This is a genomic window from Pedococcus sp. P2_A3 (assembly GCF_056405035.1).
Genome location: NZ_JBFUCW010000003.1, coordinates 132,774 through 155,110, shown reverse-complemented (window position 1 = coordinate 155,110; position 22,337 = coordinate 132,774). Strand labels below are relative to the sequence as shown.

At 71.2% G+C, this 22,337-nt stretch carries 19 protein-coding genes and 1 riboswitch; of the genes, 15 read left to right on the top strand and 4 right to left on the bottom strand.

What is annotated here, in order from left to right:
* From hutH to AC1DX8_RS04070, 3 genes are all read left to right on the top strand, one after another.
* Positions 1–1,566: a histidine ammonia-lyase gene (gene hutH / locus AC1DX8_RS04080; RefSeq protein WP_477628629.1), complete on the top strand. Its 1,566-nt coding sequence runs from the start codon at positions 1–3 to the stop codon at positions 1,564–1,566.
* 73 nt (positions 1,567–1,639) lie between these two features.
* Positions 1,640–3,298: a urocanate hydratase gene (gene hutU, locus AC1DX8_RS04075; RefSeq protein ID WP_477628628.1), complete on the top strand. Its 1,659-nt coding sequence runs from the start codon at positions 1,640–1,642 to the stop codon at positions 3,296–3,298.
* A gap of 109 nt (positions 3,299–3,407) precedes the next feature.
* On the top strand, positions 3,408–4,499 hold the full coding sequence (locus AC1DX8_RS04070; protein ID WP_477628627.1) for a metallophosphoesterase: 1,092 nt from the start codon (positions 3,408–3,410) through the stop codon (positions 4,497–4,499).
* Here AC1DX8_RS04070 and AC1DX8_RS04065 read toward each other — a convergent pair.
* A complete protein-coding gene (locus tag AC1DX8_RS04065; protein ID WP_477628626.1) occupies positions 4,496–5,008 on the bottom strand; it encodes an aminoacyl-tRNA deacylase in 513 nt (170 codons plus the stop codon). The two genes, AC1DX8_RS04070 and AC1DX8_RS04065, sit on opposite strands and share 4 nt — an antisense overlap.
* A 261-nt stretch (positions 5,009–5,269) precedes the next feature.
* On the opposite strand from AC1DX8_RS04065, the gene AC1DX8_RS04060 reads away from it, so the two are divergent.
* From AC1DX8_RS04060 to hutI, 3 genes are read left to right on the top strand one after another with little or no spacing between them, the layout of a single operon-like run.
* Entirely contained in the window at positions 5,270–6,478 is a 1,209-nt protein-coding gene (locus AC1DX8_RS04060; RefSeq protein ID WP_477628625.1) for an allantoate amidohydrolase, read from the top strand.
* On the top strand, positions 6,475–7,821 hold the full coding sequence (locus tag AC1DX8_RS04055; RefSeq protein WP_477628624.1) for a formimidoylglutamate deiminase: 1,347 nt from the start codon (positions 6,475–6,477) through the stop codon (positions 7,819–7,821). Before AC1DX8_RS04060 ends, AC1DX8_RS04055 begins: the two co-directional genes overlap by 4 nt.
* Complete coding sequence (gene hutI, locus AC1DX8_RS04050; protein ID WP_477628623.1) at positions 7,818–8,981, top strand: imidazolonepropionase; 1,164 nt, start codon at positions 7,818–7,820, stop codon at positions 8,979–8,981. The genes AC1DX8_RS04055 and hutI overlap by 4 nt, the downstream gene beginning before the upstream one ends.
* Positions 8,982–8,988: 7 nt before the next feature.
* Here the strand turns inward: hutI and AC1DX8_RS04045 are convergent, their stop codons facing one another.
* A complete protein-coding gene (locus AC1DX8_RS04045; protein ID WP_477628622.1) occupies positions 8,989–9,267 on the bottom strand; it encodes a DUF4235 domain-containing protein in 279 nt (92 codons plus the stop codon).
* A gap of 115 nt (positions 9,268–9,382) precedes the next feature.
* Positions 9,383–9,485, top strand: a riboswitch (TPP riboswitch).
* A gap of 87 nt (positions 9,486–9,572) precedes the next feature.
* Between AC1DX8_RS04045 and AC1DX8_RS04040 the strand changes: the two genes are divergently transcribed.
* The 5 genes from AC1DX8_RS04040 to AC1DX8_RS04020 all read left to right on the top strand — a co-directional run bounded on the left by AC1DX8_RS04040 (position 9,573) and on the right by AC1DX8_RS04020 (position 16,914).
* Positions 9,573–10,253, top strand: a complete 681-nt coding sequence (locus AC1DX8_RS04040; RefSeq protein ID WP_477628621.1) for an ECF transporter S component — start codon at positions 9,573–9,575, stop codon at positions 10,251–10,253.
* Entirely contained in the window at positions 10,207–12,513 is a 2,307-nt protein-coding gene (locus tag AC1DX8_RS04035) for an ATP-binding cassette domain-containing protein (protein ID WP_477628620.1), read from the top strand. Before AC1DX8_RS04040 ends, AC1DX8_RS04035 begins: the two co-directional genes overlap by 47 nt.
* Before the next feature lie 445 nt (positions 12,514–12,958).
* Positions 12,959–13,522 (top strand): C39 family peptidase, encoded by a 564-nt coding sequence (locus tag AC1DX8_RS04030; RefSeq protein WP_477628619.1) that lies wholly within the window; start codon positions 12,959–12,961, stop codon positions 13,520–13,522.
* 79 nt (positions 13,523–13,601) lie between these two features.
* Positions 13,602–14,756 (top strand): hypothetical protein, encoded by a 1,155-nt coding sequence (locus tag AC1DX8_RS04025; RefSeq protein WP_477628618.1) that lies wholly within the window; start codon positions 13,602–13,604, stop codon positions 14,754–14,756.
* Between the two features lie 61 nt (positions 14,757–14,817).
* The gene (locus AC1DX8_RS04020) at positions 14,818–16,914 is read left to right on the top strand and encodes an elongation factor G-like protein EF-G2 (protein WP_477628617.1); all 2,097 of its coding nucleotides are present in this window, start codon (positions 14,818–14,820) and stop codon (positions 16,912–16,914) included.
* Positions 16,915–16,935: 21 nt separating this feature from the next.
* Here AC1DX8_RS04020 and AC1DX8_RS04015 read toward each other — a convergent pair whose 3' ends face one another.
* Positions 16,936–17,577, bottom strand: coding sequence for a DNA-3-methyladenine glycosylase family protein (locus AC1DX8_RS04015; protein WP_477628616.1), 642 nt, complete (start codon positions 17,575–17,577; stop codon positions 16,936–16,938).
* Positions 17,578–17,620: 43 nt separating this feature from the next.
* Positions 17,621–17,779 carry a hypothetical protein gene (locus tag AC1DX8_RS04010; RefSeq protein ID WP_477628615.1) on the bottom strand — a complete coding sequence of 53 codons (159 nt, stop codon included), beginning with the start codon at positions 17,777–17,779 and terminating at the stop codon, positions 17,621–17,623.
* Between the two features lie 326 nt (positions 17,780–18,105).
* Between AC1DX8_RS04010 and AC1DX8_RS04005 the strand changes: the two genes are divergently transcribed.
* The 4 genes from AC1DX8_RS04005 to grpE all read left to right on the top strand — a co-directional run bounded on the left by AC1DX8_RS04005 (position 18,106) and on the right by grpE (position 22,259).
* Entirely contained in the window at positions 18,106–19,023 is a 918-nt protein-coding gene (locus AC1DX8_RS04005) for an SGNH/GDSL hydrolase family protein (RefSeq protein ID WP_477628684.1), read from the top strand.
* A 4-nt stretch (positions 19,024–19,027) separates the two neighbouring features.
* On the top strand, positions 19,028–19,555 hold the full coding sequence (locus AC1DX8_RS04000; protein ID WP_477628614.1) for a hypothetical protein: 528 nt from the start codon (positions 19,028–19,030) through the stop codon (positions 19,553–19,555).
* 194 nt (positions 19,556–19,749) lie between these two features.
* Positions 19,750–21,648, top strand: coding sequence for a molecular chaperone DnaK (dnaK, locus tag AC1DX8_RS03995; protein ID WP_477628613.1), 1,899 nt, complete (start codon positions 19,750–19,752; stop codon positions 21,646–21,648).
* Complete coding sequence (grpE, locus tag AC1DX8_RS03990; RefSeq protein WP_477628612.1) at positions 21,645–22,259, top strand: nucleotide exchange factor GrpE; 615 nt, start codon at positions 21,645–21,647, stop codon at positions 22,257–22,259. Before dnaK ends, grpE begins: the two co-directional genes overlap by 4 nt.
* The last annotated feature ends 78 nt before the right edge of the window (positions 22,260–22,337 follow it).

Below are 22,337 nucleotides of genomic sequence, written 5' to 3'. Positions count from 1 at the left end.
ATGACGACCACTGCCACCTCCGTGCCGACGGTCACCGTCGGCACCGGCCCCATCTCGTTCGACGACGTCGTGGCGGTCGCCCGCCACGGTGCGCGCGTCGAGATCTCGCCCGAGTCGCTCACCGAGGTGCGCCGCACCCGCGCCGTGATCGAGGCGCTGGCCGACGACACGGTGGCGCACTACGGCGTCTCCACCGGGTTCGGGGCGCTCGCCACCCGGCACATCCCGGTGGAGCTGCGCGCCCAGCTGCAGCGGTCGCTGGTGCGGTCGCACGCCGCCGGCTCGGGCGCGGAGGTCGAGCGCGAGGTGGTGCGGGCGCTGATGCTCCTTCGCATCTCGACGCTCGCGACCGGGCGCACTGGTATCCGCGAGGAGACCCTGTCCACCTACGTCGCGATGCTCAACGCGGGCATCACCCCCGTCGTCCACGAGTACGGCTCACTGGGCTGTTCCGGCGACCTGGCCCCCCTCTCGCACTGTGCGCTCGCGCTGATGGGCGAGGGCGTCGTCCGCGATGCCGAGGGGGTGCGGATGCCGACCAGCGAGGCCTTTGCCGCGGCCGGGATCACGCCCGTCGAGCTGCGTGAGAAGGAGGGCCTGGCCCTCATCAACGGCACCGACGGCATGCTGGGGATGCTCGTGCTCGCCATCACCGACCTGCGGATGCTGCTCAAGGTCGCCGACATCACGGCCGCGATGAGCGTCGAGGGCCAGCTCGGCACCGACGACGTCTTCGCCGCCGACCTGCACGCCCTGCGCCCCCAGCCCGGGCAGGCCCTCTCCGCGGCGAACCTGCGAAAACTCATGCAGGACAGTGGGATCCGCGACAGCCACCGCGATCCGGAGGCCTGCACTCGAGTCCAGGACGCCTACTCGTTGCGCTGCTCACCGCAGGTGGCCGGCGGTGTGCGTGACACGGTCGAGCACGCGGCGAAGGTCGCCGGCTTCGAGCTGGCGTCGGCGGTCGACAACCCTGTGGTCACGCCCGACGGCCGGGTCGAGTCCAACGGCAACTTCCACGGGGCGCCGGTCGCCTACGTGCTCGACTTCCTCGCCATCGTGGCCGCCGACCTCGCCTCGATCTCCGAGCGTCGCACCGACCGGTTCCTCGACGTCTCGCGCAACCACGGCCTCAACGCGTTCCTCGCCGACGACCCCGGTGTCGACAGCGGCCACATGATCGCGCAGTACACCCAGGCCGCGATCGTCTCGGAGATGAAGCGGCTCGCCGCCCCCGCGTCGGTCGACTCCATCCCGAGCTCCGCCATGCAGGAGGACCACGTGTCGATGGGCTGGTCGGCGGCCCGCAAGCTGCGCCGCTCGGTCGACGGGCTCACCCGCGTGCTGGCGGTCGAGCTGCTCACGGCCGCGCGGGCCCTCGACCTCCGTGCGCCCCTCGCCCCCGCGCCGGCCACCGCCGCGGTCGTCAAGGCCCTGCGCGACGCCGGCGCGCCGGCCCCCGGCACGGACCGGTTCCTCGCCCCCGAGATCGAGACGGCGTTCCAGCTCGTCGCCAGCGGTGCGGCAGTCGCCGCTGCAGAATCCGTCACCGGCCCGCTCCACTAGCCCAGTCGTGTGTGTCAGCACGCGCCCGAGCGCGTTCTCGCACCCACGACCCCGAATGAACAAGGAGAACGACATGGAAGGCGCTCGTCCCGTCCGCTCCCCTCGCGGCACCTCGCTCACCCACGCAACGCACTGGGGCGCCGAGGCGCCGCTGCGCATGCTCATGAACAACCTCGACCCCGAGAACGCCGAGCGTCCCGACGACCTCGTCGTCTACGGCGGCACCGGACGCGCGGCCCGCGACTGGAAGTCCTTCGACGCCATGGTCCGCACCCTCAGCACGCTCAAGCAGGACGAGACGATGCTCGTGCAGAGCGGGCGCCCGGTCGGCGTCATGCAGACCCACGAGTGGGCCCCCCGGGTGCTGATCGCCAACTCCAACCTGGTCGGAGACTGGGCGACCTGGCCCGAGTTCCGCCGGCTCGAGCACCTCGGACTGACGATGTACGGGCAGATGACCGCCGGGTCGTGGATCTACATCGGCACCCAGGGCATCGTCCAGGGCACCTACGAGACCTTCGCCGCCATCGCCGAGAAGAAGTTCGGCGGCACGCTCGCCGGCACGCTGACCCTGACGGGCGGTTGCGGCGGCATGGGTGGCGCTCAGCCGCTCGCCGTGACCATGAACGAGGGCGCCTGCCTGATCGTCGACGTCGACGAGAGCCGGCTGCGTCGCCGGGTCGAGCACCGCTACCTCGACGAGGTCGCCGACTCGCTCGACGACGCCATCGACAAGGCCGTGGCTGCCAAGAACGAGCGCCGGGCCTGGTCGGTCGGGGTGGTCGGCAACGCGGCCGAGGTGTTCCCCGAGCTCCTGCGCCGGGGCGTGCCGATCGACATCGTCACCGACCAGACCAGCGCGCACGACCCCCTGTCCTACCTCCCCGAGGGCATCGAGCTGGGCGACTGGCACGAGTACGCCGAGAAGAAGCCCGAGGAGTTCACCGACCGGGCGCGCGCGTCGATGGCCAAGCACGTGCAGGCCATGGTCGAGTTCCAGGACGCTGGGGCTGAGGTGTTCGACTACGGCAACTCGATCCGCGACGAGGCCCGGCAGGGCGGCTACGACCGGGCATTCGAGTTCCCCGGCTTCGTTCCCGCCTACATCCGGCCGCTGTTCTGCGAGGGCAAGGGCCCGTTCCGCTGGGCCGCCCTCTCGGGTGACCCCAAGGACATCGCGGCCACCGACAAGGCCGTCCTCGACCTCTTCCCCGACAACGACCGCCTGCACAAGTGGATCCGTGGCGCGCAGGAGCGGATTGCCTTCCAGGGCCTCCCCGCCCGCATCTGCTGGCTGGGTCAGGGTGAGCGCGACAAGGCCGGGCTCGCGTTCAACGAGCTGGTGCGCACCGGCGAGGTGAGCGCGCCGATCGTCATCGGGCGCGACCACCTCGACACCGGTTCGGTGGCCAGCCCCTACCGCGAGACGGAGGCCATGCTCGACGGCTCCGACGCCATCGCCGACTGGCCGCTGCTCAACGCCCTCGTCAACACCTCGTCGGGCGCGAGCTGGGTGTCGATCCACCACGGCGGTGGCGTGGGCATCGGCCGGTCGCTGCACGCCGGTCAGGTCTCCCTCGCCGACGGCACGGAGCTCGCCGCCCAGAAGCTCGCCCGCGTGCTGACCAACGACCCGGCGATGGGCGTCATCCGCCACGTCGACGCCGGCTACGAGATCGCGGAGCGCACCGCGCAGGAGCAGGGCGTGCGCATCCCCATGCGCGAAGGCTGAGAACGCCGGGTGTCCGCGTGATGCCCTACCGCACGTGACGTATGCCGGGTGGTGACCACCCGGCATACGCTCGTCTGACGGGGTGGCTCGTGAGGTGAGGTGACGGTCCATGGGACGCAGGGCGGTGCGACGACGTGTGCCCGGGGTCGTCGTCGGGGTGGCGGTGCTGGGCCTGGTCGTCGCGGGGTGCACGACGCCCACCCCGCGGACCACACTGGGCGCCACGACGCACTCGGCGGCCACCACGGCCGCCACCCCGACGCCCTCGGTCGAACCGCTGCCCGCAGTGACCGACCGGGCCACCACCTTCTCCTTCGCCGTCGTGCCCGACACCCAGCCCGAGGTGCAGGCCGACGACCCGCGCACCGACAAGCGGGTCGCCTGGCTGGTCCAGCACCGCGACCAGCTCAACCTGCAGTGGGTGCTGCACAGCGGCGACGTCGAGGACTGGGACACCCCCGACCACCACCAGTGGGTGAGCATGAGCACCCGGTTCGCGGCGCTCGCGGCGGCGGGCATCCCGTTCATCGCGTCGCCGGGCAACCACGACACCGCAGCCGTCTGCGCAGGTGGCTCAGCCTGCCCCGGGGCCGACACGGCGGTGACGGTGCGCGACACGACGCTGTGGAACTCCTACTACCCGCCGTCCTACTTCGGCTTCGAGGGTCTGGCCGAGCCCGGCAAGTCCGACAACGGCTTCCGCACGTTCCGCGCCGGTGGTGACGACTGGCTCGTGCTCAGCCTCGAGATCTGGCCACGACAGCAGATCGTCGACTGGGCCAAGGGCGTCATCGCCGCGCACCCGCACCACAACGTCATCGTGCTGACGCACATGTTCCTCGAGGGCAACGGGACGATCTCGCCAACGAACGGCGGTTACGGCGCCACCAGCCCGGCGAAGCTGTGGGATGCCCTGAAGGTGTACCCCAACGTCGTCATGACCGTCTCCGGGCACACCGGTCAGGTCTACTCCGGCACCACCGCGGCCGCGGACGGCCACCCTGTGGCGATGTTCCTGCAGGCCATGCACGCCCCCCACACCAACCCGGTCCGCATCGTCACGGTCGACACGGCTGCCGGGACGATCAGGACCCAGGTGCGGTCGAGCTTCGACCTGTCGAGACCGGTGGGGCAGCAGGACGTCGAGGAGGTCTACCCCTACTCGACGACGATCACGGGGATGCGCTGGGTGCGCCCCTAGCTCGGTTCGGTGACATCGGCCACCTGCGCGCCGAGGGCCCGCACCACGTCGTCGGCGTGAGCGGTCGCAGCCACCCCGTGGGCGCCGGCCCCGATCGAGATGAGCCGCCCCGCGACCGTCGTGTCGGCGACGACCGGCAGGGGGGTCGTCGACCCGAACGGCGTGATCGTGCCGCGCTCGTAGCCGGTGACCTGCTTCGCGACGGCCGCGTCGGGCATCGACATCCGGTTGACGCCGAGCAGCGCCCGCAGCTTGGGCCAGGAGATCTCCCGACCACCGGGCACCAGGACGAACAGGTAGTCGTCCTCCGCGCGCCGGACGACCAAGGTCTTGATGATGTCCCGCGGCTCGACACCACGGGCAGCCGCCGCCTCCTCGAGGGAGCCGACCCGCCCGTGCCGCGTGATCGTGTGCTCGATCCCGCTGGCGGCCAGGGCCGTCGCTGCCCGAGCCTCACCTTCGGTGGGGGTGTGCTTCCCGGCGGGGTCAGGGGCGCGGTCCTCGGTCATGTCGTCATGCTAGGTCGCGCGTGCAGAGACGGGCCATTGGCCGACATTCGCGGGCTGACCAGCAGCCGCTGGGCCTGGATTCGGGCGATGGGCCGAATCCTGGCGCGGGTACCGTCGGTCGCCCAGGTCTGGGATCCGAGACGCATTGCACCGAGTCCTGCCGTGCGCTGGCCCGCCCTGGTGTGGAATGGTCTCGGTGCCGGTTGAGCAGAGCGTCGCACGGACCTCGCCGTCGGCGCGGCCAGAGCTGGAGAGGACACCGTGAGCTTCGAGTCGATGTGGGCCGACCTGCAACCGGTCGGACGCAGCGCCCAGAGCGGCGGCTACCGCCGGTTCGCCTGGACCCGTGAGGACCACGACCTGCGCGAGTGGTTCGCCGGGGAGTGCGTGACGCGCGGGCTCGACCTCACCGAGGACCGCATGGGCAACCAGTGGGCCTGGTGGGGAGACCCCGACTCGGCGGCATCCAGGGGCGACAAGGGCGTCGTCACCGGTTCCCACCTCGACAGCGTGCCGGACGGCGGCGCGTTCGATGGGCCGCTCGGGGTCGTGAGTGCCCTCGCCGCGGTGGACGCATTGCGCGACAAGGACTTCCAGCCCTCCAAGCCGATCGGCATCGTCAACTTCGTGGACGAGGAGGGCGCTCGGTTCGGGGTCGCGTGCGCCGGCTCACGGGTCATCACGGGAGCCATGACCGCCCGTCGCGCCCGCAGCCTCACCGATGCCGACGGCACGACGATGGCTGACGCGCTCAAGGCGGCCGGCCGCGACCCGCACCAGATCGGTCGCGACGACGACGCGCTGCGCCGCATCGGCAGCTTCGTCGAGCTGCACGTCGAACAGGGGCGCGGGCTGGTCGACCTCGGCCACCCCGTCGCGGTCGGTAGCGACATCTGGCCGCACGGCCGGTGGCGGCTCGACTTCACCGGGGAGGCCAACCACGCGGGCACCACCAGGCTCGAGGACCGTCACGACGCGATGCTCGGGTATGCCGGTGCGGTGCTCGCCGCGCGCGAGGCCGCCATCACCCACGGGTGCGTCGCCACGATCGGCAAGGTCGTCGTGACCCCCGGCGGCGTCAACGCGATCCCGAGCGCGGTCACGGGCTGGCTCGATGCCCGTGGCGCCAGCCCGCGAGCGGTGCGCCGAGCCGTGGCTGACATCACGGCCATGGTCGAGCAGGCGGGCGGCCAGATCACCCAGGAGTCATGGACCCCGTCCACGCCGTTCGACACCTCGCTGAGCGCACGGCTGGGCACCCGGCTCGGCGGCATACCGGTCCTGGGCACCGGGGCTGGTCACGACGCCGGCATCCTCGCGAACGCCGGCATCCCCACGGCCATGCTCTTCGTCCGCAACCCGACGGGCGTCTCGCACTCCCCGGAGGAGTTCGCCGAGACGTCCGACTGCCTGGAGGGCGTGGCCGCCCTGGCCGCCGTCCTCGAGGACCTCGCCGGGGATGCGGCGTGACGGCCGCCATGACGACCGCGACGACGTACTGGGCGGAGCACGCCTGGCTCCCCACGGGACTCGCCACCGGCGTGCGGTTCGACGTCGTCGACGGGGTCTTCGCCCGTGTGCAGGGGCACGCCAAGGCAGAGGCAGGAGACGTGCGTCTCCACGGCGTCGTGCTGCCCGGGCTCGCCAACGCCCACAGCCACGCCTTCCACCGCGCCCTGCGCGGGCGCACGCACGGGGACGGCGGCAACTTCTGGACCTGGCGCCAGCAGATGTATGCCGTCACGCGACACCTCACGCCCGACACGTACTTCGCGCTCGCGAAGGCGGTGTTCGCCGAGATGGCCTTGTCCGGCACCACCGTGGTCGGGGAGTTCCACTACCTGCACCACGACCCCGCCGGGCGGCCCTACGCCGACCCCAACGAGATGGGCGCCGTCGTCATCGAGGCGGCCCGCGAGGCGGGACTGCGGCTCACGCTGCTCGACACCTGCTACCTCGCCGGGGGCCTGTCGGGAGACGGGCACGTGCCGCTCGACGACGTGCAACGACGGTTCACCGACGGCGACGTCGACCGCTGGGCGGCCCGCGTCGCGGCGCTCGCCCCCGATGCCACGACCCGGATCGGTGCGGCTGTGCACTCGGTGCGCGCCGTGCCCCGCGACGACCTGCGCGCGATGGCCGAGGTGACGCGTGGACGCATCGTGCACGCCCACGTCAGCGAGCAACCGGCCGAGAACCTCGCCACCCAGATGTTCTACGGCGCCACCCCCACGGAGCTGCTCGACGAGGCGGGGCTGCTGGGTGACCGGTTCAGCGCCGTCCACGCCACCCACCTGTCCGACCACGACGTCGAGCTGCTCGGCCGGTCCGCGTCGACCGCCTGCTTCTGCCCCACGACCGAGCGTGACCTCGCCGACGGCATCGGCCCGGCGAGGGCGCTGGCCGAGGCGGGAGCCAGGCTCACGCTCGGTTCAGACCAGCACGCCGTCATCGACCCGTTCGAGGAGGTGCGCGGCCTGGAGATGCACGAGCGACTGGCGAGCAACGAGCGCGGCCGCTTCACCCCCGACGAGCTGATGGCGGCAGCCTCCGTCGACGGCTACCGCAGCCTCGGGTGGCACGATGCCGGGATCATCGCCGACGGCGCCGTCGCGGATTTCGTGGTGGTCCGCACCGACACGGTCAACACCGTGGGCGCCAAGGCCGGCCAGATCCTCTACAGCGCAACGCGATCCGACGTCGACACCGTGGTGGTCGGTGGTCAGGTGGTGGTCGAGTCGGGCCGCCACCGTCTGGGTGACGTGGCCGCCCTGCTGGGCAAGGCGCTGGCCGATGTCCGGGACCACCGATGAGCAGCACCCTCGTCACCGGCATCGGCGAGCTCGTCACGTGCGACGGCAGCACGCCCGACGGGCTCGGGCTGCGCCACGACGCGGCCGTCGTCGTGGAGGACGGCGCCATCGCGTGGGTGGGTGCTGCCGCCGACGCGCCCGCTGCGGACCGCTCCGTCGACGTGGAGGGCCGGGCCGTGCTCCCCGGCTTCGTCGACTCGCACGCGCACCTGGTGTTCGCCGGCGACCGTGGCGACGAGTTCGCCGCCCGGATGGCCGGGACGCCCTACGACGGGGGCGGGATCGGCGTCTCCGTCGCTGCGACCCGTGCGGCCTCCGACGACGAGCTGCGGACCCTGGTCGCCGCCCGGGTCGCGGAGATGCGCGCGCAGGGCACGACGACCGTCGAGATCAAGAGCGGCTACGGGCTGACCGTCGACGACGAGGCCCGGGCCCTGCGGATCGCGCAGGAGTTCACCCCGGAGACGACGTTCCTCGGGGCCCACGTCGTGCCACGCGAGTATGCCGCTGACCGCGCGGCATACCTCGCGCTCGTCACCGGGCCGATGCTGGAGGCAGCGGCTCCGCACGCGAGGTGGGTCGACGTCTTCTGCGAGCCACACTCGGCCCACGCCTTCACCGAGGACGAGGCCCTCGCCGTCCTTCTGGCAGGACGGCAGGCGGGGCTGGAGCTGCGGGTGCACGGCAACCAGCTGGGCCACGGTCGCGGCGTGCGCCTCGCCGTGGAGCTGGGGGCGGCCAGCGTCGACCACTGCACGTACCTGTCCGACGCCGATGTCGAGGCACTGTCGGGGGCTGCGGACACCACGGTCGCGACCCTGCTGCCGGGTGTCGAGTTCTCCACCCGGTCTCCCTACCCCGACGCCGCGGCGCTGCTGCGGGCAGGGGTGTCGATCGCGCTGGCGACCGACTGCAACCCGGGCACCTGCTACTCGTCGTCGATGCCGTTCGTCATCGCCCTCGCGGTGCGCGAGATGGGACTCACCCCGGGCGAGGCCGTGCTCGCGGCCACGGTTGGTTCGGCCAAGTCGTTGCGGCGCAGCGACATCGGCCGCATCGAGGTCGGCGCCCGAGCCGACCTGACGGTGCTCGATGCGCCGTCGCACGTGCACCTGTCCTACCGCGCAGGTGTGCCGATCGCGCGGGCGCTGGAGCTCTAGCGACGCGTCAAGCGTCGCCCTCCTGCATGGCCTTGGGCAGGTGGCCAGCCGACTTCTGGTAGTACTCGGCGGCCTTGCGGGTCGCGATGACCCTGGCCGCACCGGCGGCCAGCCCGGTCAGCGCGGCGAAGGCCACGGCGTCCTTCCACGGCGTGCGCGGGTCGCGCGGGTCGACCACGGCGTCACGGCCGGCCTTCTTCCAGATCGTGGTGACCAGCTTGTTGGCGATGACGCCGGCAAGCACCGCCGACCCGGTCCCGAGCACTCGCCACACCAGTGGTCCCATGTCGCACCTCTCCGTCCTGATCGCCCTGCCGGTCGCCTGCCGGTCGCCTGCCGGCCGCGGCAAACTGCCACCGACCTGGGCCTCCACCCTGTCACATCGTGGAGTAGTGTTCGACGCGTAACGACAGGGGAGCGCGCAAGCGCTGAGAGTGCGGGAGACCGCAGACCCTCACACCTGATCCGGTTCGCACCGGCGTAGGGAGTCGAGATCTCAGACACCTGTCGGGCGAGTGCGCCACCACAGGTGCTCCTCGTCCGGCAGCTGTCTCCCCGAGGTATCCACCGGATTCCACGGGAGAAGAACACATGAGCACCACCAACACCCCGGCCACCTCGGCCGACAGCACCTCCACCCCCACCTCCACCGCGCGCCGCCGCGGCAGCATCCGCGCCAGCGGGGCGCTCTGGGGTTGGCGCACCGTCGACCTCCTGACCGTCGCCTTCCTCGGCGCCGCGTTCGGTGTCGCCTACTGGGCCTGGGGCCTGGCCTACGCCGCACCGGCCGCCGGGCTCGAAGCCGTCTTCCCGCCGCTCCAGGGCATCACGGGAGCGCCGTGGCTGATGGCCGGCGTGATCGGTGGGCTCGTCATCCGACGCCCGGGCTCGGCCCTGCTGTGCGAGGTGGTGGCAGCCCTCGTCTCGATGCTCCCCGGCACCAAGTGGGGTGCCACCACGCTCGTCTCGGGCATCCTGCAGGGCCTCGGGGCGGAGATCGCCTTCCTGATCCTCGGGTATGCCGCGTTCGGCATCGGCGCGGCCCTCCTGGCCGGCGCGCTGTCCGCGCCGCTCGAGGCGATCTACGAGTGGCAGGTCTACTGGACCGACTGGGACATGGGCTACAAGCTCGCCTACGGGGGCATCCTCACCGTCGCGGGCGCACTCGTGGCCGGTGGCCTCGGCTGGCTGCTGACGCGGGGCCTGGCCCGAGCCGGTGCCCTCGGTGCGTTCCCCGCAGGACAGGAAGCCCGGGAGTCACGAGCTGTCTGAGCGTCGGGGTCCCGCCGTCCCGACCGGGCGGCGGGGTCACCTCGAGGTCCGGGGGCTGACCTGGCGCCCGTACGGTCGTCGAGAGCCGGTCATCCCCGGCCTCGACCTCGACCTCCCCGCAGGGCAGCGAGTCCTGCTCGTTGGCCCGAGCGGCTCCGGCAAGTCCACTCTCCTGCGTGGACTTGCCGGGGTGCTCGAGGTCGCCGACTCCGGCGAGCGTGGCGGCACCGTCCTGCTCGACGGCGCCGTTCCCGGCTCACGGGCGGGTGACGTCGGACTCGTCCTGCAGGAGCCCGGCGCGGGCATCGTGTCGGCCACGGTCGGCCGAGACGTCGCTTTCGGCCTCGAGAACATCGGTATGCCGCGCGCGGACATGCCTGCGCGCGTCACCGCCGCGCTCGTCGCGGTCGGCCTCGAGATGCCGGAGGACACCCCGACGTACGCCCTGTCGGGCGGGGAGCAGCAACGGTTGGCGCTCGCGGGGGCGCTGGCCCTGGAGCCGAAGGTGCTCCTGCTCGACGAGCCCACAGCCATGCTCGACCCCGCGAACGCTGCCTCGGTGCGCACCGTCGTGGACGAGGTGACGCGGTCGCGTGGCCTGACCACGGTCGTCGTCGAGCACCGGCTCGGCCCCTGGCTGGACGTCGTCGACCGCCTCGTCGTCCTCGACTCCAGTGGGCGGATCGTGGCTGATGGCGAGCCGCCCACAGTGCTGGCCAGCCACGGGGAATCCCTTGCCGCCCAAGGTATCTGGGTGCCAGGCATCCCCGATCCCGAGCCGCGCGGCATACCTCTCGGGGTGTTCACGCCCACGTCCACGGGCGCCAACGTGCTCACCCTCGACGCCGCCGACGTCACCATTTCCAGGTCGGTGCGCGCCCTCGACGGCTCCACCCGCACGACGGTCGCGGTGCGGGACCAGTGGTTCCAGGCGCGGGCAGGGCAGCTGCACGCCCTGGTGGGTCCGAGTGGCGCCGGCAAGTCGACGTTCGTGCTCGCCCTCGCGGGGCTGCTGAAGCGCGACTCGGGGGAGGTGCGGTTGCGCCCCGACCTCGCGGTCGCCGGCGAACGTGACCCGCGCGAGCTCGGCACGGTCGACCTCGCCACGCGGGTGGCCTGGGTGCCGCAGTGGGCCAGCTCGACGATCGTCAGCCGCACCGTGCTCGACGAGGTGATGACCACCTCCCTGGCCGTCGGGCTGGTGGAGTCCGAAGCCCTGGCCAGGGCGCGTGCACTGCTCGCCCACCTCGGCCTCTCACAGCTGGAGCAGGCCGATCCGCGGCATCTCTCCGGGGGCGAGCAGCGACGCCTCGCGATGGTCTCCGCGGTGGTCCACCAGCCGGCGCTGCTCTGCGCGGACGAAGCCACCGTGGGCCAGGACCGGCTGACCTGGGCCGCCGTCATGGGCATCGTCGAGGGACTGCGTGACGCCGGCTCCGCGATCGTGCTGACCACGCACGACGATGCCGTCATCACCCGCGCCGACTCCGTGACGACCATCGAGCGCCCGTCGCAGCCGCCACCCGAGCCGGCCCGACGACGCCCGTGGGTGGCCCGTGCCGGCCCGCTGTCCCTGATGGCGGGGGCGACCCTCGCGGTCCCGGCAGGGGTCGTCTCGCCCCGCTGGTCCACCAGCCTGGTCGTGCTCGCGGTCCAGGGCGCCCTCGCAGTGCTCGCCCTGCGGGCGCCCGGCGCCGGACCAGCACCCTCGGGTCGACTGCGGGGGGTGCTCCTGCGACTGGCCCCCGGGGTGCTGGGTGCCCTGTCCGTGGCCTGGTCCACGTGGCTGCTGGGCGGTCAGGACCTGGACACCGCGTTCACCGGCGGCCTGAGGGTGATGGTCATCGTGCTCCCTTCGGCGGTGCTGATCCAGCACGTCGACGCCGACGCCTTGGGTGACCACCTGGGGCAGCGACTCCGGCTCCCTGCCCGACCGGTGGTCGCGGTGGCAGCGGCGCTCCAGCGGGTCCACACGTTCGGCGAGATCTGGTCCGAGATCGCCCGAGCCCGCCGGGTGCGGGGGATCGGCGCCACGGCTCGGTCCCCTCGGTCGGTGTTCGCCGAGCTCTGGGCGCTCACGATGGGGATGCTCGTCCGCTCGCTGCAGTCTGCGGCAGCGCTCGCGGTGGCGATGGACTCCCGGGGGTTCGCCACGGCATACCGGCGCACCTGGGCTGAGCCGGCGCCATGGCGACGGGCTGACTGGGTCGTGGTCGGCGCCAGCCTCCTCCCCGTGGCAGCCGCGCTCTTCGCCCCCTGACCGGGTGAGGCGCGGGACCTGAGACCCCCTGCCGCGCGACGGCTTACCTCGATAGGCCTTGCCTGCCTATGACTAGAAATCTATTGACAAGCTGGATGTATGGCTGGCATTTTCGGTGACTTCGACGATGTGTAGTCATGTATATGGGGGGATAGATATGCTCAGAAGAGTTTGCTTCGCAGTGGCATCGGTGGGAGCAGCCTGCATGACGATGCCAAGCCCGGCATGGTCGGGCGAACCCAGTCAGACGCCGAGTCCTGTAGGGCTGGCCCAAGTGGCCCCTGACAAGGGTCGCGACGCCGACCCACACCTAGACGTGCCGCAGTGGGCCGTTGATGGGGAGGCGGCCAAGTTCGCGGCCGCGCTGGCCCGAGTGCACGGAACGGGGGCCGGGAGAACTCCGACCGTGGTGGACCCTGGCGGTCCGCCACCCACGGCGTACACCATGAGTGGGAAGCAGCAGGACCAGGCGACCAGCTATTACTGCGGCCCGGCCGCGGTCTCGGAGGCGTTGGCGCACCTGGGGATCTCGGCAAGCAAGTCAACCACTGCGTCCCAGCTCCGCACCACGACAGCGGGTACAGCCTGGTCGGGGGTCAATGCCAACGTGACGACGGCCACGATGGGCTACCCGGTGCCCGACGTGCTCAACTACCACCTGCGGTATCGAGCGCTGCGGTACTACCCAGTGGGCTACGGCTCAGCCTCCTCGACCGTGATCGCGAACTTCAGAACCCGTCTGGTGGCTGATGTCTCCGCCAACGACCCGGTCATCGGCGACGCCTATGAGGTGCCGTCCTCGGCCTACCACTTGGTTGGACACCCACGTGATCGCACGATCTTCCACTGGTACACCATGTTCGGCTACTCCAGCTCCGGAGCGTCGATCAGGTACGAGGACTCGGCGCACTCCATCCATGTCAGCTGGGGTAGTGGCGTTCCCGAGTACTCGGTCCTCTCCGCCACCGCGTTGRCCACCATCAACGCCGGTCGGGGCTATGTCTGGTAGGCGCGTGATCGCGCTGCTCGCCGTCGGCGTGTTGGCCCTGGGTGCGTGCACGGGGGGACGATCGACGTCCCCCCGTGCGATGACCGTTACCGCGACCACTCCCCTTGATGTCGACGCCTCGCCGTGGTGGCAGCACTCCGCCGTCTGCGAGTTGACAGCGTCGCAAGCACTGGCCCGCACCGTGGCTCACGAGTGGGAGCCGCCCGTGTCAGCGGGCGTTCGCGACCTGACGGCCCACTCCCCCATTTCGCCCGATGGCTGGATGTTCACCGAGGAGCGCGGCGCCAGGTTCGACGGCGCGTCGATGTGGAACATCCGCACGGGAGCGCACCGCATCATCCGACGGTTCAAGGACCCGGTGACTTACCAGGCCGCGGGCGGGTTCGACGATGCACATGTGCTCTGGGTGGAGACCCATGGACTCGAGGGCTTCGACGACTTCTCCGTCTATCTCTACGACTTGTCCTCCGGGACGAACCGGCACCTCGGCGACAACGCGTCGGACGCGGCTGGGATCCCCTACGTCAGCCCGATCGACCCCCCGGTGGTCCACGACGGCGTCGGCGCCTGGGTCCAGGGCAGCGGCCCGGACGGTCAGCGAACAGTGAAGGTCGTCGACCTCGAGACCGGCGCCGTGCGGGACGCCTTCACGGGCTACGTCAACGGCGTCCAGTTCCTTGGTGACAACCTGTTGCTGACCATGGGCGACTCGACCAGGCGTGTCTACGACCCTCGGACCCTTCAGGAGAAGGATCCCCCCGCGGGGCTTCGTCGCTTCGACGGCCGGGTGATGGTCGCCTTCGGCGACGACGGCAGCGTCGCCTACACCAACGACAATCCCGACGAGCCTTCGCCCTACAAGGAACTCTGGTTCGCCCCGACGATCTCGCAACCGACACGCTTGGTGCTGCGGCTTGGTGCTGAGGCCGAGATCCAGGCGAGCCCCACGATCACCAGGACGGGAATCGTGTACGCGACCAATGGTGCCGGTTCCTACTACCTCGACCGCAAGACCGGGAACGCCGTTCGCATCACTGGCGCGCAGTACTACTTCGTCGCCGACGACCGGGTGGTGACCCTGGATGCCTCCGACAACAAAGCGGCCAAGACCACGTCGCTGAGAATCTTCAGCCTGCCCAGCTCGATCATGGGTGGCTGCCCGAAGCGCGATCCCCAACCAAAGCCCACCGCGACGTCGACCCCGCAGCCGTCCACCACAAGCTCCACCGACTGATCCGGCGCCACCGCGCCGAGAACCCTTGCGGCGCGGTGGCGACCGGAGCAAGGTGACTTCCATGAACCGTGTCAGTAACGCTGCGGGCCCCGCCTCTCCGGACCAGATCCGCAACGTGGTCCTGGTGGGAGCGAGCGGGGCCGGCAAGACGGCACTGTTCGACCAGCTCGTGGCGGCCCGGATCCCGGGCCGCCGCGCTCGTGAGGGGGGCGAACTGCCGCCCACGCAGTCCCTCACGGCGGCCTCGATCCCGAGCGGTGAGGTCACCCTCAACCTGCTCGACACCCCGGGCCACCCCGACTTCGTGGGCGATGTCCGCGCCGGTCTTCGGGCCGCTGACGCCGCGATCTTCGTCGTGGCCGCGGCCGACGGCGTGGACGAGCCAACGCGCTTGCTCTGGCGCGAGTGCGAGGTGCTCGGTATGCCGYGTGCCGTCGCCGTGACGCGCCTCGAGCAGGCGCGAGCCGACTTCGAGGCGACGGTGGGCGGGTGCCAGCGAGCGTTCGGGGACGCCGAACCCCTGGCCCTGCCGCTGGTCGTCGACGGGGAGGTCACCGGGCTGCTGAACCTGTTGCGCCGCACCGTGACCGAGCGGAAGCCGGGTGGCGGTGAGGCCGACCGGGAGCCCAGCACCGACGAGGGTGAGCTGATCGATGCCCAGCGGGGTGAGCTGATCGAGTCCGTGATCGAGGAGTCCGAGGACGAAGGGCTCCTCGAGCGCTATCTGGGGGGCGAGGAGGTGGACACCGAGGCGATCTCCGGCGACCTGCGCCTCGCCATCGCGACGGCCCGCTTCTTCCCGATCCTGCCGACCCACGCCCCGAACGGTGTCGGGGTGGAGGCGCTCCTCGAGCTGTGCGAGAAGGGCTTCCCTTCTCCGGTCGGCGCGGCCGTCCCCACCGTGTACACCCCGGCCGGTGGCGACTTCGGCACGGTGACCTGCGACCCCGACGGGCCGCTCGTGGCCGAGGTCGTGCGCACCACGACCGACCCCTTCGTCGGACGTCAGTCGCTGGTGCGGGTCTTCTCGGGGACGCTGCGACCCGACGAGCCGGTGCACATCTCCGGTCACCTCCAGCACTTCGCGAGCCACCTCGTGGACGAGCACGCCGACCACGACACCGACGACGAGCGCATCGGTCCCCTGGCCGCACCGGTGGGTGATGAGATCCGCCCGATCACGGCCGGGATCGCCGGTGACGTGGTCGTGGTCTCCAAGCTGGCGGGGGCCGAGACCTCGGACACGTTGTCGCGCAAGGACAAGCCGGCTCTCGTCGAACCCTGGCTGCTGCCGAACCCGCTGCTACCGGTGGCGATCCACGCCAGGTCGAAGGGCGACGAGGACAAGCTCGCGACCGCCCTGCAACGGCTGGTGGCCGAGGACGTCACCATGCGACTCGAGCACAATGCGGAGACCCACCAGCTGGTGTTGTGGGCGATGGGTCCGGCGCACGTCGACCAGCTGATCGCCACCCTCGACTCCCGCTACCACGTGCCCGTCGAGGTCGAGCCGGTGCGGACGTCGCTTCGCGAGACCTTCGTCCGTCCCACCAAGGTGCAGGGCCGGCTCGTCAAGCAGTCGGGTGGGCACGGCCAGTACGCCGTCTGCCACCTCGAGATCGAGCCCCTGGAGCGTGGAGCGGGCATCGAGTTCGTCGACAAGGTCGTCGGTGGGGCGGTGCCGCGGAACTTCATTCCCTCGGTGGAGAAGGGTGCCCGCAGCCAGCTCGAGAAGGGGGTGTTGGCGGGTTACCCCGTGGTCGACGTGCGGATCACGCTGGTCGACGGTAAGGCCCACTCGGTCGACTCCTCGGACATGGCGTTCCAGACCGCCGCCGGCATGGCGTTGCGCGAGGCCGCCAACGACTCGACCGTGGCCATGCTCGAGCCCGTCGACGAGGTGCACATCGAGGTCAGCGACGACGCGGTCGGCGGGGTGCTGGCCGACCTGCGCGGCCGGCGCGGACAGGTGCACGGCACCGAGCCGGGCGAGGTCGCCGGCCGCACCGTCATCCACGCCGAGGTCCCTGCCCACGAGCTGGCCCGCTACCCGGTCGACCTGCGGTCTGTCTCCCACGGCACCGGCACCTTCACCCGCAGCTTCGTCCGCTACGACTACATGCCGCCCGCGCTCGCCCGTGAGGTCACCGCGAACTGACCTTTCATCACCGGGGCTCGGTCAGTCGAGGACCGCCAGGGGGGTCTCGGAGCGACCGCGGCGGACGAGGTACCCGTGCCAGAGCAGGCGGGCGGCGGTCGACCGGTGTGGACGCCAGCGCTCGCCGAGCAGCTCGAGCCCAGCCTGGTCGGGCACGACGTCGAGGTGCAGCGCCTCAGCGGCGGCTACCTGGAGGGCCCGGTCACCCACCGGCCAGAGGTCCGGACGACCGAGGCAGGCGAGCAGGTAGACGTCCGCCGTCCACCGTCCGATGCCGGGCAGCGCGGTGAGGGCCCGGCGCACCTCGTCGTCGCCCAGTGCGTCAAGGGCGGGCAGGTCGAGCTCGCCCGCCAGGACGGCTGAGGCCAGCGCCCGCAGGTAGCGGTCCTTCTGGCGCGACACCCCGTCAKCCCGCAGGTCCTCGGGCGTGGTCTCCAGCAAGGCCTCGGGCGCCATCGAGCCCAGTCGCTCGAGCACCTTGCGGTACGCAGCCGCCGCGGAGGCCAGCGAGACCTGCTGCTCGAGGATGAAGAGCACCAGGCTCGCGAAACCCGGTGGTCGCAGCCACAGCGAAGGTATGCCGTGGGCGGCCACGAGCGCGGCGAGGTCGCCGTCGCCAGCCGTCAGCTCTGCGACGGTGCGCGCGAAGCATCGGTCGTCCACGAGCGGCGACGCTACCCCGACCCCACCCGAGGCGGCCGGGCGCTCAACCGGCGCGCAGGCGCTGGCGCTCGTCGCGCAGGGCCTGGAGCTCGGCCCAGTAGCTCCCGGTGGGGTCAGTGTCGGCGCGCGAGACCTCCGGAGTCCGCGCGGGGGCGGACGGGGTGCGGACCACCCTCAGGTGTGACGAACGCTTCTCGGCCATGACGCCCACACTAGGACCCCCCACCGACAGCCACGCGGCATACCTGCCTCAGGAGTCGGGCGATGGGCCGAGATCCTGCCGCCGTGCGGCGGAGAGGGGGCGGGAAGTCGGGCGATGGGCCGAGATCCTGCCGCCGTGCGGCGGAGAGCGGGCGGGAAGTCGGGCGATGGGCCGAGATCCTGCCGCCGTGCGGCGGAGAGCGGGCGGGAAGTCGGGCGATGGGCCGAGATCCTGCCGCCGTGCGCCGGCGGAGCCGGTGTCCGCCTCGCAGGGTGGCGACGTAGCGTTGGGAGCCTGACCGGAGAGGAGGTGCGGACGTGAGGTGGATGAGGCTCGCCGTGCCACTGGTCGCCGTGGCCGTCCTCGGCGGCGCGGGACTGGCCGTGGCCGGCTCCAGCCGCGCGCCGGCCGCCCCACCGCTCGAGCGCCTCGACAAGGTCGTCCTGCTCGGTGACTCCTACTCGGCGGGCAACGGCGCCGGGGGCTACCTCGACGCGTGCTTCCGCACGCCCGGCAGCGCGGGACGCCGGTATGCCGCGCACGTGCGGGCCGCGGTCGTGGACGTCTCCTGCAGCGGGGCCGTCGTGGCCGACCTGACCCGGGCCCGCGACCAGTCGCACCCCGCGCAGGCTGACGCCGTCGACCGGACCGCCGATGTCGTGGTCCTGACCATCGGCGGCAACGACGTCGGGTTCGGGAGCATCGTCCTGCAGTGCTTCCTGTTCGCCACCGGCACGGCACGGGGCGGCTGCGCCGACGGCATCTCGCACGCGAACGGCACGCTCCCCCGACTGCGTTCCGAGCTGACCGCAGCGTTGACGCAGGTGCGCTCGAGGATGCGCCCCGATGCGACCCTCGTCCTGCGCAGCTACCCGCTCCTGGCGCCGGACCGGCCCCTGGTCGAGGAGGGCGGCTACGACGCCAACCGGGGTGTCCGTGCGCTGGGTGCGGCTGGCACGGTGATGCAGCAGCAGGTCGTGGACGCCGTGCGGGCGTCGGGCCCCGGCCGTGAGCGCACCTACCTCGACACCTCAGCCGCCACCGTCTTCGCCGGCCACGAGCTCGGCGCCAAGGCGGCCGCGGGGTCGACGGCGGATCCCTGGTTCGTCGGGTTCGGTACCAAGGGCGGTCGACAGGCCGAGGTCTACCACCCGAACCCGGCCGGCTGGGCTGCCTGGGGCGACTCCCTGGTGCAGTTCCTCTCGACCCGGATTGCTCCGTCCTTGCCAACCGCGAGAGGCTGACGGCATGTCCGAGGTGTTCGCAGGTCTGGTCGAGGTGCACTACGGCTTCATCGACCTGTACTCCGACCCCGACGGCAGCGGCGACGAGTCCGACGACCTGGTCGGGGCGCGCCGAGGCCAGGCGAACGGTCTGGTCGGCGCGCAGGTGCCGCACCAGCTCGGCATGGTGACCGGCCTCCACACCGGTGAGGTCCCTCTCGTGGTCACGTGGACCGAGGACGCGCCCGAGGTGGACGAGGAGTGGGAGGACGTCGTCGAGGTGTCGGTGGAGCTGTCCACGCCCGACCTGACGATCGCCACGTTCAACAACGCCTACGGGTGCACGATCCCGCAAGCCGGGTGGCACCGAGCGCGGTACYGCGTCAGCGAGATGGACGAGGGCCAGGAGCTCGACACCCCGGAGGACGACGAGACCGCGCCCGACCGCTACCTCCTCCAGCTCTGGCCGGCCCCGCCCGCGCCGGACGCCGTCCTGCGCGAGGGCAGCGAGATCGCCGGCTACTGGCACGGCGTCGCCCGCGGCGAGGACTGAGCTGGCCCCGGCCGCTCGACCCTCGCTCAGCCCTGCAGGAGAAATTTCCTCGGAGTGGGAACACCACCGCCCCGCACGAAGTTGAGTCGAGTGAACGCAAGTTTGGCGCTCGGATTTGCCACGCGGCATACAGGCTCCTAACTTGAGTGCAGGCAACTCAACCCAGCGTCACCCAGACACACAGGAGATTCACCATGGCACGTGCGGTCGGCATCGACCTCGGTACCACCAACTCGGCCGTCGCCGTCCTCGAGGGCGGGGAGCCGACGATCATCGCCAACGCGGAGGGCGGTCGCACGACCCCGTCCGTCGTGGCGTTCTCCAAGGGCGGTGAGGTGCTGGTCGGCGAGATCGCCAAGCGCCAGGCCGTCACCAACGTCGACCGGACCATCCGCTCCGTCAAGCGCCACATCGGCACCGACTGGAAGTCGCCGGAGATCGACGGCAAGACCTACACGGCGCAGGAGATCAGCGCCCGCATCCTGCAGAAGCTCAAGCGCGACGCCGAGTCCTACCTCGGTGAGGACGTGACGGACGCCGTCATCACCGTCCCCGCGTACTTCGACGACCACGAGCGCCAGGCCACCAAGGAGGCCGGTGAGATCGCGGGCCTCAACGTCCTGCGCATCATCAACGAGCCCACCGCGGCCGCCCTCGCCTACGGTCTCGACAAGGGCAAGGAGGACGAGCTCATCCTCGTCTTCGACCTCGGTGGCGGCACCTTCGACGTGTCCCTCCTCGAGGTCGGCAAGGACCCGGAGGACGGCTTCTCGACCATCCAGGTCCGCGCGACCAGCGGTGACAACCAGCTCGGTGGCGACGACTGGGACGAGCGCATCGTCAACCACCTCCTCACCACCGTGAAGAACACCTCGGGTGTCGACCTGTCCAAGGACAAGATCGCGATGCAGCGCCTGCGCGACGCGGCGGAGCAGGCCAAGAAGGAGCTCTCCTCCTCGACCAGCACCAACGTGTCGATGCAGTACCTCTCGATGTCCGAGAACGGCCCGATCCACCTCGAGGAGACGATCAGCCGCGCCCAGTTCGAGCAGCTGACCAAGGACCTGCTCGACCGGACCAAGCAGCCGTTCCACAACGTGATCAAGGACGCGGGGATCGCGCTGTCCGACATCGACCACGTGGTCCTCGTCGGTGGCTCGACCCGCATGCCGGCCGTGAGCGCGCTCGTCAAGGAGCTCACCGGTGGCAAGGAGCCCAACAAGGGCGTCAACCCTGACGAGGTCGTCGCCGTCGGCGCGAGCCTGCAGGCCGGTGTCCTCAAGGGCGAGCGCAAGGACGTCCTCCTCATCGACGTCACGCCGCTCTCGCTCGGCATCGAGACCAAGGGTGGGCTCTTCACCAAGCTCATCGAGCGCAACACGGCCATCCCGACCAAGCGCTCCGAGGTGTTCTCCACCGCTGAGGACAACCAGCCGAGCGTGCTCATCCAGGTCTTCCAGGGCGAGCGCGAGATCGCGCAGCACAACAAGCAGCTGGGCACCTTCGAGCTCAGCGGCATCGCCCCGGCCCCCCGTGGCGTGCCGCAGGTCGAGGTCACCTTCGACATCGACGCCAACGGCATCGTCAACGTGTCGGCCAAGGACCGCGGCACCGGCCAGGAGCAGAAGATCACGATCTCCGGCGGCTCGGCCCTCGCCAAGGAGGACATCGAGCGGATGATCAAGGAGGCCGAGGCCCACGCCGACGAGGACAAGAAGCGTCGCGAGGAGACCGAGGCCCGCAACACCGCGGAGAACCTCGTCTACTCGACCGAGAAGTTCCTCACCGACAACGCCGACAAGCTCCCGGCCGACGGTCGTGGCGACGTCGACGCGGCGCTCGCGGACCTCAAGGAAGCGCTGAAGCCGGAGTCGGGGGCCTCGTCCGAGGACATCTCGGCCAAGACCTCGAAGCTCTCCGAGGAGTCCCAGAAGCTGGGCACCGCGATGTATGCCGCGGCCGCCGAGTCCGAGCAGGCCGGCACCGCCGGTGACGGCGCGGCCTCCGACGGCTCCGGCTCGGCCGGCGCGGGTGCGTCCGACGACGACGTCGTGGACGCCGAGGTCGTCGAAGACGACGAGGAGAAGAAGTGACCGACCAGGCCCCCACGCCTGACGGTGCCGAGGAGGTGGTGGGCGCCGGCGAGACCGTCGAGCCCACCACCGCCGAGGCGGCCCCGCTGCACGGCGACATCCTCGACGAGGGTGACGCCTCCCCCCGCAACCTGGGCGCCCCAGAGGGTGCTCAGGATGCGGAGGTCCACCCGGACACCGTCCTGGCGGGGGAGCGGCTGGCCGACCTCCAGCGACTGCAGGCCGAGTACGTCAACTACAAGCGCCGGGTCGACCGCGACCGCGCCGTCGTGCAGGAGCGCGCCGCCCAGTCGGTGATCGAGGCCCTGCTGCCGGTGCTGGACGACATCCACGCGGCGCGGGAGCACGGCGACCTCGCCGACGGACCCTTCGCGGCCATCGCCGACAAGCTGGAGTCGACGCTCGGCAAGTTCGGTCTGGAGCGCTACGGCGCGGCCGGGGAGCAGTTCGACCCCAACCTGCACGAGGCCCTGATGCACACCGCGTGGCCCCAGGACGGCTCGGTGGAGCCGACCGACTCGACGACCGTGGTCCAGGTGCTCCAGCCCGGCTACCGCGCCGGCGAGCAGATCCTGCGTGCCGCGCGCGTCGCCGTGGCCGATCCTGAGTGACGGCCGCATCATTCACAGCATGACGCCGATCGCCGGTTTCTCGCCCACCTGGCCCGAAACCTGCACCGCACCGTTGAG

Bases quoted from the DNA above. Each gene is read 5' to 3' on its own strand.
- AC1DX8_RS04010 (WP_477628615.1), bottom strand. From the start codon at position 17,779: ATGGCCGAGAAGCGTTCGTCACACCTGAGGGTGGTCCGCACCCCGTCC.
- AC1DX8_RS04045 (WP_477628622.1), bottom strand. From the start codon at position 9,267: ATGGGACCACTGGTGTGGCGAGTGCTCGGGACCGGGTCGGCGGTGCTT.
- AC1DX8_RS04065 (WP_477628626.1), bottom strand. From the start codon at position 5,008: ATGACCGAGGACCGCGCCCCTGACCCCGCCGGGAAGCACACCCCCACC.
- hutU (WP_477628628.1), top strand. From the start codon at position 1,640: ATGGAAGGCGCTCGTCCCGTCCGCTCCCCTCGCGGCACCTCGCTCACC.
- AC1DX8_RS04025 (WP_477628618.1), top strand. From the start codon at position 13,602: ATGACCGTTACCGCGACCACTCCCCTTGATGTCGACGCCTCGCCGTGG.
- hutI (WP_477628623.1), top strand. From the start codon at position 7,818: ATGAGCAGCACCCTCGTCACCGGCATCGGCGAGCTCGTCACGTGCGAC.
- AC1DX8_RS04005 (WP_477628684.1), top strand. From the start codon at position 18,106: ATGAGGCTCGCCGTGCCACTGGTCGCCGTGGCCGTCCTCGGCGGCGCG.
- AC1DX8_RS04040 (WP_477628621.1), top strand. From the start codon at position 9,573: ATGAGCACCACCAACACCCCGGCCACCTCGGCCGACAGCACCTCCACC.
- dnaK (WP_477628613.1), top strand. From the start codon at position 19,750: ATGGCACGTGCGGTCGGCATCGACCTCGGTACCACCAACTCGGCCGTC.
- hutH (WP_477628629.1), top strand. From the start codon at position 1: ATGACGACCACTGCCACCTCCGTGCCGACGGTCACCGTCGGCACCGGC.
- AC1DX8_RS04070 (WP_477628627.1), top strand. From the start codon at position 3,408: ATGGGACGCAGGGCGGTGCGACGACGTGTGCCCGGGGTCGTCGTCGGG.